A 15061-nucleotide genomic window follows, 5' to 3' on the forward strand; every position below is an offset into this window, starting at 1 on the left:
CTTGGAAGTTGGATGTTAAGAAACTGTTTGCAACTGCTGATGTTGTTCTACTAGATACTCAGCAAGAGATTCAATAGTTGGATATTCCCATAACAGAGTCGGGTCTAGGTCGCATTTTAGCCACTCTGTTAATTCATAAACTGTGCTAGTTGCTAGGTTGGAATCCATACCGTAGTAAGCAAATGATTCTGTCGTATCTAGATCATGGGGCTGAATGTGCAAGTTCAGACTGAGATGAGAAACTAGCCATGTTTGTATTTTCTCTTTGGTAATTGGGCTAGATAGATCAATGTTGTTTTTAGTGCTTAATATTACCTTATTTTCAGTATTTTTATATATGGAATCTTTTGTATTTTCCCATGAGGATTCTGATTCTACTTGCAGCTGTTCTAAATCTATTTGCTGGGGATTTTCGAGAATCCAATCGCCTACTACATCTAGATTTTTATCTAAAAATCCACTACGGCAAGCGCTGCGCTGAATTTTACCACTAGAGGTTTTGGGAATACTGGCAGTTTTCAGTAATAATACGGCATAAACTTGTAAATAGTGTTTTTGAGATACAGCTTTACGAATCGCTCCAATGATTTCATTAGTGTTGAGTTTACGCAGGTAACTACGCTCTACTTCTTGCGCGATTACCAATTGTTCAGTACCATCTACATCTACAGAAAATGCTGCTCCACAACTTGGCCGCAATGCTGGGTGGCTTTCTTCTACTGTTAATTCAATGTCTTGGGGGTAATGATTACTACCTCGAATAATAATTAAGTCTTTGAGGCGACCGGCAATAAACAATTCCCCATCTTTGATAAATCCTAAATCCCCTGTCCGCAAAAATGGCCCTTCTTTAGTGTCTTGTAAATAAGCTTTAAAAGTTTCCTTGGTTGCTTCTGCCCGCTGCCAATATCCTTGGGTAACGGTAGAGCCAGAAATCCAAATTTCTCCGATTTCCTGGGACGCACATTTGGTAAACGATTCAGGATTAGCTATGACTATTTTGGTATCAATCCCTGGTTTTCCACAACTAACCAAGGTTTGGTGTTCCTGATCACTTGTGCTTTCTATCACTTGTTTTTCTGCCAGTGCTTCAGCTTGAACCGTACAGAAATTTGGTAATGTTTGTTTTGGTACTGCTGTTACTGCTAATGTTCCTTCTGCTAAACCGTAGCCTGGGCAAAATGTTGATGGGTCAAAACCACAAGATTTAAACGTTTGGGTAAATTTTGTGATGGTGCTATATCTGACTGGTTCAGCACCGTTTAAGGCCATCTGCAAGCTACTTAAATCTAGGTTATCTCTTTCTGTGGTGGTAGTTTTATGAATGCAAAGTTCATAGGCAAAGTTAGGCGCAGCAGTATGTGTGCCTTTGTAGCGGGAAATTGCCTGAAGCCATCGGATTGGTTTTTGAATAAAGGATGCAGGTGCCATCATGTAGCAAGGAAATCCTGCATACAGAGGTTGCAGAACTCCGTATATTAGTCCCATGTCGTGGAATACGGGCAACCATGTCACCATGACACTTTGTGAGTCGTATTCCCAAATTTGCTGCATATATTTGGAATTTTGCCGCAAGTTGCCGTGGCTTACCATCACACCTTTGGGTTTTCCTGTAGAACCAGAGGTGTACTGGAGAAAGGCTAGGGTGTCTCTGTCTATTTGTGCTGGTTGCCAATCTGATGCTTGACTGACAGGGATGTTATCGGTTGCTAAAAGCTGCATATCAGCAAACTCTGGTTCTTGGGCAAATTTACTTTGAATCTGCTCAAGAATGGAGCTAACAGTCAGCGATACTTTTGTTTGGGCATCTGAGGCGATCGCCTTGAGTCTGGATAATGTCTGGTTGCGTTTGGGTGGATACACCGGAACGGCGATCACGTTGGCATACAGACAGCCGAAAAATGCTGTAATGAAGTCTAAACTCGGTGGGTATAAAAGCAAAACTCTCTCACCAGCAGCTTTTCGGGATTGAAGATAGCTGGCGATCGCCCTTGCTTTTTGATCTAGCTGGGAATATGTTAAGCTGGCTTCTTCTGTTTCCCCATCCCGCAGGAAAACGTAAGCTGTTTGGTCTGGTTGATTTTGTACTCTGTAACGTAGTAGTTCTACTAAAGTGGAAAATTTTTCTTGAGGATGTTGGGAAGTCGCTACACCAGTCTTCATAAATTAATATTCTCTATTTTTTATCCTGACTAAACTAGATAACTAAATTTATACTTACAATTCCACGCTAATAATACATTGTTTTGTTTGCATTTACATCTAAGCTGAATTTTATGACTTTAGTGATAAATAATCTCAGCATTCTCCACAAAATGCAAGAGTAATTTAAGTTGTTCGGAAAACAATTAAAGTGAGATAATAAGACAGTTAAGATTAATTTTGGGAAATTTAACTTATTTAAAACTTTTAAGCGGTTTTGCAAATCTCTTAATACTTTTAATACGTGAGTTGCAAGAGATTAAGATAAGATATTTAAAATATAAGCTAAGTTCAGATAAAAAATACTTAAAAATATAAGCGTATTAGCTCAATAAGTAGGGGTAGCAGAGGAGAATAAATGAAACTAAGTACACATAGTGTCATAGAATATATTTTAAAATACAGAAACTTACACCAGAAATTGAGGTAGATAGCAGGAATTAAAGAAAAATTTCCTTTCTACTCCTGCTTTTTTGAAAACTATGCCTAAATTCCCCCGTTAACTTACACCAGACAAGCTATAAAATCCTGTTTTAACTTAGCTGTATCTAAATTACGACCAATAAAAACAAGTTCATTTTTGCGGGTTTCATTTTCTTTCCAAGGTCTATCTTGTGTACCATCAAATATCATGTGTACTCCTTGAAAAACAAAACGATTATCTTCACCAGCTATGTTTAAAATACCTTTCATACGGAAAATGTCTGGGCCTTTGGTGCTGAGTAATTCAGTCATCCAAGCATTTAATTTTTCTGCATTTATTGCACCATTTTCTACCAATGCTACAGAATAAACGCTATCATCATGTTCATGGGCATCTTCACCTAAGAAATTCGGATCAATTTCTAAAGCCCGTTCTAAATCAAAAGCCTGAACTCCTAGCAAAGCATCCATTGATAATTCAGAATTTTGGGTACGATAAATTTTAGCCATAGCGTTCATTGATCGAATTCTCTGCTCTAACTCTGCTAAAATTTCTGGCGTGACTAAATCAGTTTTATTTAATAAAATCACATCAGCAAAAGCTATTTGTTCCTGAGCTTCGTCTGCTTCCCAATGTTGCCAAATATGTTTAGCATCTACAACCGTCACCACCGCATCTAGTGATAGTTGATTTTGCATATCTTCATCTACAAAAAATGTCTGAATTACAGGTGCAGGGTCAGCCAATCCCGTAGTTTCAATTACTAAATGATCAAATTTATCTCGGCGTTTCATCAAATTGCCGATAATGCGAATTAAATCACCACGGACTGTACAACAAATACAGCCATTGTTCATTTCAAATATTTCTTCATCTGCATCAATAACTAACTGATTATCAATGCCTACTTCTCCAAATTCATTGACAATTACTGCAACTTTTTTACCGTGTTCATAGGTAAGAATATGGTTAAGTAAGGTAGTTTTTCCTGCTCCCAAATAACCAGTTAAAACGGTTACAGGCACTGAGTTTGATGTTTCTGAAGTGATCATAATTTTCAAGTGATTTCAAAGCAATTGTGATGATTTTTTTAGTAAATGGTCAGCAGTCAGCTTTTGAATAGTTACGTAAAAAACCAGTATTTGATCATCTACTGATTTCCTAATCTCCTGACTGCTAAATTCTGACATTTATTGAAAATCATTACCTGTCTAACACATATTCGTTAAAAATGGTAGTTTTGTTTCCAAAAAGACTGCCGGAGATTCTTCGTTTACTTCCCGCTTCACCTATCACCGTTAATTTTCTAACTTACATTCCAGTGCTTTTTTCTGCATGGTTTTAAAGATGTTGTAGAAACCATTCGCGCGGGAAGGTGTGAGACTGACATCTAAACCTGTGGCTTGAATAAAATCAGGTTTTAATTCTACAATTTCTGTAGGTGTTAGTCCTTTGCATCCTTCTATCAAAAGTGCTAACAAACCTTTGGTTAGCTGAGAATCAGAATCTCCTTGAAAAAATACTTTCCCCTCATCATTAAATGAAGCTGTGACATATACCTGGGAAACGCAACCAGGGACTTTATTTTCGGGGACTTTATCAGCTTCGGGAAATTCTGGTAGTTTCTGAGCATACCAGATCAATTGTTCATAACGTCGTTTTGGATCGGAAGCACGTTGGAAGCGCTGGACAATTTTAGCTAAAGCTGGTGGTAAGGAGTCAAGACTCAAGGACATAGTAATTCTAGAAAATAATCCGTCTTATGTTGAGTGTAAATGATCTGGGATATTTGCGAGCGATCGCCAGGGACAGGATGTAAGTGATAGGATACAGAGAACGGGTGATGGTGAAATGGCTAGTAACTGATAAATTATGAAGTAATTAGACAAAATATTAAATAATACTGCTTAATTGGGATCTTTATTGGTTTTTATTAGTAATTATTAAGATTATTAGTCCATAAATTTAGAATTTGAGGAGAAAACTCGATGTTGACTTCTGTTTTACTCGCTACAGCACCCACACCCCTAGAATGGACTCCTACCGTTGGCATAATTATGATTATCGCTAATATTATAGCGATCGCCTATGGTAAATTTACCATCGAATATCCTAGCGTAGAACCAGCCGCACCCTCTCCCAGATTCTTTGGTGGTTTTGGTTTACCTGCTATACTCGCAACTACTGCTTTTGGTCATATTTTAGGTGCTGGTATTATCTTAGGTCTGCACAACATTGGCAGAATCTAAGAGGATGTTTGAAAAGTCTCACATCATGTATCAAATATTTTCAGATCCCCTACTGTGACTCTATTTCCCCCCTTAATAAGGGGTTAGGGGGGATTTACAAGTGCTGGATACAAAACTAAAAAGTTTTCAAACACCCTATAAGCTTTACATCTAAATTGTGTATCCATTGTGATTAATTATCCCGGCCTAGTTGATGTTGGTCGGGATTTTTGGTAATTATCTTGACTAATTTGATATTATCTGTCACAATAGATAATGCTAATCTAAATTTATGGGGTTATAGCTCAGTTGGTAGAGCGCTTGAATGGCATTCAAGAGGTCAGGGGTTCGATTCCCCTTAACTCCATTACAGTGCTAATCAAAAAATTACCTTCATAATTAAATTCCCACCTTAGACGGTTTTTTGACTGCACCACTAGCACCAGCCTTAGAATTCTGCTATTATTGCATTAATTCGGGTGATTAGCTCAACGGCAGAGCATCGGACTCTTAATCCGCTGGTTCTGGGTTCAAATCCCAGATTACCCATTAATTTATAATCCATTATATTTTTTCTTGCCTAAATCTTGCCTACTATCAGAAAGAATCCCCCTCACTTGAGAGGCAATTAGAATCAAGGCTGTCCAATGCGCTTGGCAGCAAACAATCCTCGCCTCTATTCATTTTCATGAGTAATTTAAAATATAATTATTTGTATAAATAAATAGGTTAAACCTCAAAGAAAATGGCTGAAAAATCATTGCAGGACGTATTAGGCTCGAACGCCAGCCAAACCTCCACACAAATCTTTTTAGACAAAACCGATATAGGACTATCGCCATCAGAGTCTCACTCTGCTGATCAGATTATTTCCGCTATTGCTATCACTGCAAAGCCAATTTTGAATCAGGCTCAGTTTGATGCAGAATACGAGCAGAAAGTGTATATATCAGAGGGATTTAAATCCTTCACCTCAAAAAATGATGGAACTAATGATATAGAGCATCGAGTAGATCAAATTGTAATTAATTTAGCCAAGGAAGATGATACTTCCTTAAATCCTGAAGATTATTAATTGTATCCATAAAATCCCTGCCGATACTATTTTTCTGGCGGGGTAAGGAGAAATATGTTTTCATGTCCGATGGGGCAATTGCCGACTGTTTCTAATGGTGGGAATTCCTATCAATTTAATGAGCCGATAGATCCGCAAATAATCCCTAACCCTAATCAGCCCCACTGCGTATATGTAGAGGTTCGAATTTTCAATTCCATATTACCTTATCGCCGAGATGCAGAAGGTAATATCTTTCCGGGTTACCCAAGGGAGGATTCCTGGGTAAGATTCGACTTCACTCCAATAGAAGTAATCCTCCGACGGGTCTTTTCTTCCGGATTCGAAGGATATAACAATATTGTTATTTCCTCTTGCTTCAATCCGCAGCGAGAATCAGTCGTTGGCGGGGCTGGCTACTGGGTTAAGTTGGATGTTACTCAAAGGGTCGAAATCATAAGGAGAGATAATCAAGAAAAAATACCTCCTTATCTTTTAGTAGTTTTGGATCAGGATGGGAATCCTTTACTTTCGATTCCCACCAATGATCCAAATATTGGATTACAGCACTTCCGGCTGTTATGAGGTACAGTAGCAGCAACTAGCAAACCAGTTTCTTAAATGTTGAGGATTTATTAAGTCGAGTGCAACTGAGATTAGCTTATCAACCATTTCTGTTGTGGTTGGAGTAAAGCTACGTAAGAAAGATTTGAGTTGTGACCACCATAATTCAATTGGATTAAAATCAGGAGAGTATGAGGATAAACAAAGAACTGAAGCACCAACAGCTTCAATCATTGACACAATTGAATCTCGTTTATGTGCGGATAAATTATCCATTACTACTACTGCTCCCGACCATAACTGTGGCACTAAAAACTTTTCAACAAATACTTCAAAAGCGTTGCCATCCATTGAATCATTCATTGTCATTAATGCAACTACTTTTTTAATACTAATAGCTCCAATTACTGTAACCTTTGAGCCTCGATAAAAGGGTTTGACAGAGTAAGCTCTTGCTCCTAGTTGTGAGCGGGCATGAGTCCTCGTTAAGCCAAGTAGGATACCAGTTTCGTCCAGAAATACTAAATTTTCTGGCTCTATATTTTTGACCTGATCCCAATAATCTAATCTTAAATTCAGAACTCTTTCTGTTCCTGCTTGGGTACTCCGCGTTGTTTTTTTTTTACGATTTAATCCTAATTTCTGTAATGCAGAACACATTGCACTTCGACCTACCCAATTACCAGTTTTATCTGCAAATAATTCACACAATTCTATCAATGTTGCATCCGAATTTGCTTCAACCAATTCTCTTAAATCTATGTCCGCATTTGTCAGATGACTAAATTGTGGTTTTCCTCGCTTCTTGGGTTGTAAATCTCCATCAATTTTTTGTTGTTTTACCAGCTTTTGTACTAAACTTTTTGACACAGAAAATATATTAGCTACTTTCCTGATTGATATGTTTTTTTGAATATGCGCAGCAACTATTTTTTCTCGAAGATCCACAGAGTATGATTTCATTTAAAAGCATTTGTATTTTAATCTAGTGTACCTCATTACAGCCGGAAGTGCTGTATTGAGAGAGAGATACGAACCCAAAGATTTATTCAAAATAATAGAGAAAATAATTAACCTAGAAGGAGGAATATTAAGTGTAGATGACACGGTTATAGAAAAGATTTACAGCGACCCCAAAAATGCCGAATTAATCGGTTATTTTTGGTCAGGAAAAGCCCATAAAACTATTATTGGCTTAAATTTAATCACTTTATATTACAGTGATATTAATGGTAATTCAGTCCCAATTAATTACAGAATATATGATAAAAAGGAGGGAAAAACAAATTTTTAATTTAGCACTGACAACTCCTGTGATTGTCAATTTACCTGCTCACGTAACTAGAGCAGTGAATGATTGGATTGAGCGCAATCAAATACTAGAAATGGGAACTCAGCATAAAGTCGATATCTGCAAGTGGTTTGTTGGCAATGGTGGATATGATAGCGTTCAGTTATTGATTCAATCTTTAAACCACTTTGAAGGCAAAATTAAGCACGTCTTTGTTCGCAATTTTGGTCTATGCGATGACTGGAAACACGTGGATGAAAGAGAGGATTTACAAGAGTTAATTCAAGCTCAACAAGTACCTATAATTAACTTTCCTAAGTTTAGTTATCGAGAGCGGGATTTACTTGATGCAACGCGGATAAACTTTTCTCAAGCTTTCTTAACTGCTGAGTTGGGTGTTTTGGGTCAGCAGCGTTTGCATAGTTTTCTTAAAAAAGCTTATGAAGAAATTGGCAAGGCGCAAGTATGGAATGTGGCTCAACCGGCTAATAAATTCTCAGTAGATATAGCCTATTTTGGTAGCCCTCAAAGAAACTATTGTCATAATGAAGATTGATGCAGCTATTCAAGAATGTTCTATCACGTAGAGGAGAGATGAAGAATGATGCTCAAAGAACTACTTCTCCAAGAAATTGAATCCACTCCAGACAGCATTCTGGCTGAAACCCTAGACTTTTTACGCTTTCTCAAAGCCAAGGAAACCCAAACACAGCCCAAAGTAGAAGTAGCTGAAGAACCTACTCACACAAGAGTAAATTCCACAGGTAATTCACTCCTAGAACACTTGAAAACGATTGGTAAATGGGAAGGTGATGATTTACAAGAGTGCCTCCAGCTAGTTTATGCCACTCGTGGCAAGGCCAAATTTGATGACGATAACCCCTTTGAATAATGTACCAATGTACCTACTAGATACAAATCACTGTAGCCTGGCAATTCTCGGTGATGCCAATGTGCTTCGTCACCTTGCTGAGATGGAAAATTCTTTAATTACAACCTGCGTCATTGTTCAAGGTGAACTGATAGACATGGCAGAACGTTCTCAACGCAGGGAAAGTAACTTAGCTCTGATTCACCGTTTTCTACAGGGTATATACATTTACAGTATTGATGGATTTACTGCTACTATGTACGGACAACTGAAAGCCGCTTTGTTCAATCAATTTGCACCGAAAGAAAAAAGCAAGCGAAGAAAAACGAAAATCACTGATTTAGGCTTTGATGAAAATGACCTCTGGATTACTGCTGTAGCTTTACAACACAGTCTTACCGTTGTATCAGCCGATAGTGACTTTCAGCGTATTATACAAGTACGACCATTGTCTGTTGAATCTTGGCTGTAAATCTGCATAAAAGAGAAGTGAAGGTAAATGAACAGCTTGGCTAAAGAGGAAAAGATAATGACTGGAGTTTTTGAGATTTTTAAAAAGGTGAGAACTAAGCCAGGAATGTATATTGGTCGCTCTTCGGTGAGCGATTTATTTATGTTTTTAGTGGGGTATGAATACGCCCGTAGTGAGTTAGGAATTGAAACCACTCAGGAGGATGATGATTTTTATGGTGAGTTTCAGCCTTGGTTACAGCAGAAGTTGGGGATAACAACCGTCAGTTCTTGGGCGAAGATGATTATTGTTTATTGTCAATAGGACTTACGCATTGACAAAAATATCATTTATGCAGTCTAGACAATGGCATTCTTGTCAAGGTTAGCAAAAATGTGTTCACGGACAACAGAAGTAAACAGATTCCTCTGTACTTCATACCAATTGCTAATTATTTTTTCAGAGCGCATAAACTCCAATTTCACAAAAGCTTGAAGTGAACAAAATATGTGAGTTTTGATTGCACAGGTATCTCTAACCATGAACCGACAAATTCCACATACTTGTTTTATGGCTCGATGAAATGTTTCAATACCCCAATGGGTATCATGAATTGTGACGAAGGTACTTCTAGTTATGTCTTTGATTTTCTCCTCATCTGGCAGATATAAAATATAATGTCTAGAGTCTTCTTTTTTAAAGTCTTTCCTAAACAACTTTATAAATCCAAATTCTTTCAGATGAGTCCTTAATCCTTCTTCAGAAATAGCCAGAGTGCTGACCTGACAATACTTATGTGGCTCGTTTGAAACAGTTCTATTTTTTTCAATTCCGAATAAAAACCCCAATTTCTGGTTTTTTAGAAACTTCAAGTTTTCTACTCCAGAATACCAACTATCTCCTGTTACCATTCTGGGTTTGACTCCCCAGCTTATTATTTCACTTACCATTTCTCTAAAATAATCGTTTTTTGTTTTTCCCTCCTTTTTATCATATATTCTGTAATTAATTGGGACTGAATTACCATTAATATCACTGTAATATAAAGTGATTAAATTTAAGCCAATAATAGTTTTATGGGCTTTTCCTGACCAAAAATAACCGATTAATTCGGCATTTTTGGGGTCGCTGTAAATCTTTTCTATAACCGTGTCATCTACACTTAATATTCCTCCTTCTAGGTTAATTATTTTCTCTATTATTTTGAATAAATCTTTGGGTTCGTATCTCTCTCTCAATAAAAAGCGGTTTACACTATCATGTGAAACATTTCCCAATATCTCTGCTAACCTACTGCACCCTCCATACTTTGGCTCTGACAGCAAAAATAAGGTGTAGATGTCTAGATTGCATTGTGCTGTCGTTCGCGTTAGCGTTGCGTAGCAAGGGTTTAGTAATTTCTCTCATTCTCCCACACCCATTACTAGACGACCCATATTTATCAATGCACTATTTTATTATTCTGTCAATGCGTAAGTCCTAGATCATTTGATTTAGCTATGAGCAATCCCGCCCGCCCGTTACCTCCAATAGTCAAAAATTAATTTTCCTTAATATTCATGTTCTAATCATCAGTTTGGATAAAAAGCTGATGATTTTCCCTTGTGAAGTTGCAGGATTGCTGTCTCTTAATCCGCTGGTTCTGAGTTCGAATCTCAGATCACCCATTAAACTCATTAAACGCCACAAAGTAGTAAAAATAGGATCTCATTTAGGGTGCGTTATTGTATTATTGATGCACCTTAAATATTGTGCTTAAATATTTCTACTAAAACCAATTATTTTCTTCCCATCTTCAACTCTAGAAACCCAATTATAATGATCATCAGGATCATAACCAAGATCACCCACAAAACAGAAAGACCTAGCTAAATTAAAAGTTCTTTTCTCAAAAATAAACTCATCCTGTGGTGACATCTTCATAAAATCATTTTTAAACTTCTTCCACTCCCTTTGGTTGTGTCTATCCATAAATACATCTAGTTTTTGGACACGGTTTAACCACTCATCTTTTTGAATAATCACCGTATCACTATCTGTTTCTTCAAAATCTAAATAAATCTCTTCCAATAACTTCCGCACCTCCCTGGGATATCTTCCCGCTAAAGCTAAAAATGCTATGAGAGTTTGCTTACAAACAGGTTTTGGTTCAACTTTCCAAGTAGTATCATTCTCCGTAGGAGTCCAGATAATTTTAATGATTTTGCAAATATTAATCAGTCGTTTTGCAGTTCTTGGAGTTAAATCAACGTGCTGACAACATTCTGATATCCAAGCAAATTCTTCAGCAGAAAATCTTTCAAAACTAACTAAATCATCTGTATTTTTATTGACAGAATCTTGATTTTCGATATTATTATCTTCTGAATTATCTGCTTTAACATTTTTAGAACTTGATTTTTTACTAGGAACTGATACACTCAAATTTTTCTCATTTTCTTGTCCTAATTGAACAGGTATTTCTGCAAATTCATCTTGATATGATTGTTCTGGTAATTCATCTAATTCATCGGTTTGTTCTAAAATAGAATCATCATCAGTTACTTGCTGGAACATTGAAAAATTTTCCCTATTTTCGTTTTTAGACCCCTCATTAATATCCACCAAAGAACTTAAATAACTTGCAGTTATATCTTTATTAATTGGCCGCATTCGATAGGGAATTTGAATAATTTTCTCTAAATAATCAACCCCGGACGGAGTACCATTTCGTTTTAAAACACCTCTATAAATATATTCTAAAGCACGACCAATATAACGATCATCTATTGCTAAAACGATAATAAAAAGATCCGTATTTAACAATAACTGTACAGCTTCCAAAACCTGGACAACCTTATCAGGAGGACAACGGTCTAAATCATCTATATACAAAACAATTCTCGCAGGACCTCTGGGAAAATATTCCTTTAAAACCTTCAACTTTTCAGGATTTGTATTACCAGGTTTATAGCTTAAATGTTCAGATAAATCTGCTAAATCATCTTGAATTTGGTGCATAATTCCTAAAAATTTCTGATAGGAATTATCCTCTAAACGATTGTTGACAAAATCCAATAAAGATTTATAGTTAGCAGTTAAACCAACTCGCTGTTTTTGTCGTTCTATCTGGATTTTAAGTTTTTCTATTTCCTGTTGTTTAACAGCTATTTCAGATTCAGCTACTTTTTTTCTATTCTTAATTTCTTTGACCTGATTTTCTTCATACTCTGCTTTGCGTTTATTAATTTTATCTTTGATTTTTTCATCCTTAACTTGTGCTAACTTTTGTTTTTCTTGATTGACATTTTCCTTAGCAACTTGTAAAAATCTCACAGTTTTTACCTGCAAGATACGGACTTTTTTAAATATTTCTATACTCACAGATATAGCTGGAATAGCAGATACACTCGTTAACCAGAATTGCAAAGCTGCGGATATTTCGATCATTGCTGGTAACAACTTGGGAATAACAGAAACTATGACAAAATAAGCAATAAAAGGTAAACCAGTTGTAGCTACAAATATCAATAATGTTTTCTTGTCTTTTTTAATAAATTCAATTACACCAACGATATTGCTAGGTTGTTCTTCTAAAAAATAATTTATTTTCTTGATATTACTAACAAGTCTGTTAATTTTATCATCTTTTTTTTCAACTAACTCCTGTGCCATTTCAGTAACATTAGAATTAGCCAACTTATCCAAATTCAACATCGGAAACTGATTTTCTAAATCTTGGCGATCTTGAAAACCACAGAAATTGAGTAAATCTTTGAGAATAGAATCACCAAAATCATCCTTGAGAGTTTCTTTAAGTTGAGATAGAAAAACAATCAAAGCTGATAAATCTTTCATCTCTTGTTCAACATTTTTTTCTATGTTTTTAACTTCTTGGTTAAACTCATTTTCAATCTTTTCAGTATCTCGATTAAATGCTTCCTCTATTTCCTGATTATCTCGTTGAAATTCTGCTTCTAAATTTTCTAATTTTTCTACAGTTTGTTTTAACTTTTCCTGTTCCTCTTTTCTCACTTGACTGAGAACATCCCACAGAGAATTACTCTCAGTAGTTTGGTTTTTGAATTGAGTAAATACTTCCTGACTTAATTCTGATTCTAAAATTGCTTTTCTATCACCATCACTCATCTGATTTACAACCTGCCAAACATCACCACCTGCGAGTAAATCAGAAACTTCACCTAACTGTTTCTCTAACGTTAATTGACGGTCAAGTTGATCAAAAATAGTTTGCATTAAACTTGGCCAAAGTTCAGACTTAGCATAACTCCAAGCATTAAATTTAATTTGATAAACATGACCAACATAAGGAGAAAGATTAGGTTCATCTCCGTTTTTTCCCCATGTTTGTTTTGCGGTTAATTGTTGACAGCGAATTTTAGTAATTTGCTGTTCTATCAAGTGCATTCCAAAAGACTTACCACTTCCCCAACTACCGAAAATTGCTACCGCTAAAGGAGGTTCAAGAGTTCGTAACATTAATACATCAGCTAAAGCTTGTAATTCCTTAGCCACATCTAAAGAATCTTCACCAGTTGCTTGGTCATTACGAAAAGGTTGAGACACACGATGAATATTAAACCTTTGCCAGCGCCAGACTTTGATACCATCTTCACCAGCACTGATGATGTAATCTCCCAAGGGGTCAAAAGCGACGGAATAAACCGCCCCTTCATGTTTGCCAATTTCTATATATGGCTTTCCTTGGGAGTCAGAAAGATTCCATAACCGCACGGTCTTGTCTGCACTACCAGAAGCCAAGGTCTTGCCGTCAGGACTAAAACTGACGCTGATGACAGTTTCATTATGCCCTTGAAGGGTGCGAATTTCCCCTCCTGTCTCTACATCCCAGAGTTTGATAGTCTTGTCATAACTACCAGAAGCCAAGGTCTTGCCGTCAGGACTAAAACTGACGCTAAAGACTGAATCATTATGTCCCTCAAGGGTGCGAATTTCCCCTCCTGTCTCCACATCCCAGAGTTTGATAGTCTTGTCTGCACTAACAGAAGCCAAGGTCTTGCCGTTAGGACTAAAACTGACGCTGATGACAGTTTCATTATGCCTCTGAAGGGTGCGAATTTCCCCTCCTGTCTCTACATCCCAGAGGTGGATAGTCTTGTCATAACTACCAGAAGCCAAGGTCTTGCCGTCAGGACTAAAACTGACGCTAAAGACTGAATCATTATGTCCCTCAAGGGTGCGAATTTCCCCTCCTGTCTCCACATCCCAGAGTTTGATAGTCTTGTCATAACTACCAGAAACCAAGGTCTTGCCGTCAGGACTAAAACTGACGCTGCTGACAATTTCATCATGTCCTTGGTAACTTACCCACTTTTCCCCAGTTAAAATATCCCAAATTTCAATCCTCCCATCTTCCAAACCCACAGCAATGCGTCCCTGGGGTGATATCGCTACTGCTAATACTGCACTCTCAAATTGCGCAAAGGGTTTTTCTGTTGCTGGGGTTGCTGTTTCTAGGTTTTGGGGTGCTTCCATGCCAGTCTGAGTTATGTCCAATTTTACTGGTTTTACTATGTTGTTTTTTGTTTGTAAATACTTTTATAACTTTATTTACAAACTTCAAAACTCAGGTTCTCTATTCTCGGCTTTTGTTAAAAAATATTGCTTTTTCTCATCTAAATGTTAACTGCATAACCTGCAAAATCACAATATTACTGAGATACAAAAATTGATTTTGATGATTGAAACTATCACAAGTCTTGCTATACAAAGCTTATAAGATTTTTAATCCTATTTTATTAACTGATTGTTAAATAACTCGCTTATTGAAAAATCAGCTAAAACTCATAAACTGAAAACTGAATATTTACATTATTAATGTCAGAGAATTTTTATATTATTCTCAATAACTGGAAGTAATTTCATCAGATGGCAATTACTACCTAAGTTAAATTTCTGATTTCGGAGGTAATTAAAAATTAGAGAATTTACTATATAAACATTAGTTGCAGAATT

General features: G+C 36.6%; 12 protein-coding genes, 2 tRNA genes and 1 pseudogene. 9 read left to right on the top strand and 6 right to left on the bottom strand.

Annotation, left to right across the window (positions count from 1 at the left end):
* Positions 1 to 15 precede the first annotated feature (15 nt).
* The 3 genes from WJM97_RS02180 to WJM97_RS02190 form a co-directional block, all read right to left on the bottom strand.
* Entirely contained in the window at positions 16 to 2163 is a 2148-nt protein-coding gene (locus WJM97_RS02180) for an AMP-binding protein (RefSeq protein WP_353931428.1), read from the bottom strand.
* Between the two features lie 543 nt (positions 2164 to 2706).
* Positions 2707 to 3678, bottom strand: coding sequence for a GTP-binding protein (locus WJM97_RS02185; RefSeq protein WP_353931429.1), 972 nt, complete (start codon positions 3676 to 3678; stop codon positions 2707 to 2709).
* A 246-nt stretch (positions 3679 to 3924) separates the two neighbouring features.
* Positions 3925 to 4362 carry a SufE family protein gene (locus WJM97_RS02190; protein ID WP_353931430.1) on the bottom strand — a complete coding sequence of 146 codons (438 nt, stop codon included), beginning with the start codon at positions 4360 to 4362 and terminating at the stop codon, positions 3925 to 3927.
* A gap of 252 nt (positions 4363 to 4614) precedes the next feature.
* On the opposite strand from WJM97_RS02190, the gene psaK reads away from it, so the two are divergent.
* From psaK to WJM97_RS02210, 4 genes are all read left to right on the top strand, one after another.
* A complete protein-coding gene (gene psaK / locus WJM97_RS02195; RefSeq protein ID WP_353931431.1) occupies positions 4615 to 4875 on the top strand; it encodes a photosystem I reaction center subunit PsaK in 261 nt (86 codons plus the stop codon).
* A 273-nt stretch (positions 4876 to 5148) separates the two neighbouring features.
* Positions 5149 to 5221 (top strand) — tRNA-Ala (locus WJM97_RS02200).
* A gap of 110 nt (positions 5222 to 5331) precedes the next feature.
* Positions 5332 to 5403 (top strand) — tRNA-Lys (locus WJM97_RS02205).
* 196 nt (positions 5404 to 5599) lie between these two features.
* On the top strand, positions 5600 to 5929 hold the full coding sequence (locus tag WJM97_RS02210) for a hypothetical protein (RefSeq protein WP_353931432.1): 330 nt from the start codon (positions 5600 to 5602) through the stop codon (positions 5927 to 5929).
* Positions 5930 to 6487: 558 nt separating this feature from the next.
* On the opposite strand, the gene WJM97_RS02215 is transcribed toward WJM97_RS02210, so the two are convergent.
* Positions 6488 to 7435: an IS630 family transposase gene (locus WJM97_RS02215; protein WP_353929831.1), complete on the bottom strand. Its 948-nt coding sequence runs from the start codon at positions 7433 to 7435 to the stop codon at positions 6488 to 6490.
* A 55-nt stretch (positions 7436 to 7490) separates the two neighbouring features.
* Between WJM97_RS02215 and WJM97_RS02220 the strand changes: the two are divergent.
* The 5 genes and pseudogenes from WJM97_RS02220 to WJM97_RS02240 form a co-directional block, all read left to right on the top strand.
* Positions 7491 to 7757: pseudogene (locus WJM97_RS02220) on the top strand (IS701 family transposase); the annotation flags it as partial.
* Complete coding sequence (locus tag WJM97_RS02225; RefSeq protein WP_353931433.1) at positions 7735 to 8319, top strand: mobilization protein; 585 nt, start codon at positions 7735 to 7737, stop codon at positions 8317 to 8319. The pseudogene WJM97_RS02220 and the gene WJM97_RS02225, both read left to right, overlap by 23 nt.
* A gap of 45 nt (positions 8320 to 8364) precedes the next feature.
* Entirely contained in the window at positions 8365 to 8655 is a 291-nt protein-coding gene (locus tag WJM97_RS02230) for a DUF2281 domain-containing protein (protein ID WP_323314034.1), read from the top strand.
* Complete coding sequence (locus tag WJM97_RS02235) at positions 8633 to 9106, top strand: type II toxin-antitoxin system VapC family toxin (RefSeq protein WP_353931434.1); 474 nt, start codon at positions 8633 to 8635, stop codon at positions 9104 to 9106. The genes WJM97_RS02230 and WJM97_RS02235 overlap by 23 nt, the downstream gene beginning before the upstream one ends.
* Positions 9107 to 9163: 57 nt before the next feature.
* On the top strand, positions 9164 to 9409 hold the full coding sequence (locus tag WJM97_RS02240; RefSeq protein ID WP_353931435.1) for a hypothetical protein: 246 nt from the start codon (positions 9164 to 9166) through the stop codon (positions 9407 to 9409).
* 35 nt (positions 9410 to 9444) lie between these two features.
* On the opposite strand, the gene WJM97_RS02245 is transcribed toward WJM97_RS02240, so the two are convergent.
* Both WJM97_RS02245 and WJM97_RS02250 read right to left on the bottom strand, forming a co-directional pair.
* Positions 9445 to 10410, bottom strand: a complete 966-nt coding sequence (locus WJM97_RS02245) for a transposase (RefSeq protein WP_353931436.1) — start codon at positions 10408 to 10410, stop codon at positions 9445 to 9447.
* Between the two features lie 430 nt (positions 10411 to 10840).
* Complete coding sequence (locus WJM97_RS02250) at positions 10841 to 14602, bottom strand: P-loop NTPase fold protein (RefSeq protein WP_353931437.1); 3762 nt, start codon at positions 14600 to 14602, stop codon at positions 10841 to 10843.
* Between the last annotated feature and the right edge of the window lie 459 nt (positions 14603 to 15061).

This window comes from Okeanomitos corallinicola TIOX110, from assembly GCF_038050375.1.
Classification (GTDB): Bacteria; Cyanobacteriota; Cyanobacteriia; order Cyanobacteriales; family Nostocaceae; genus Okeanomitos; species Okeanomitos corallinicola.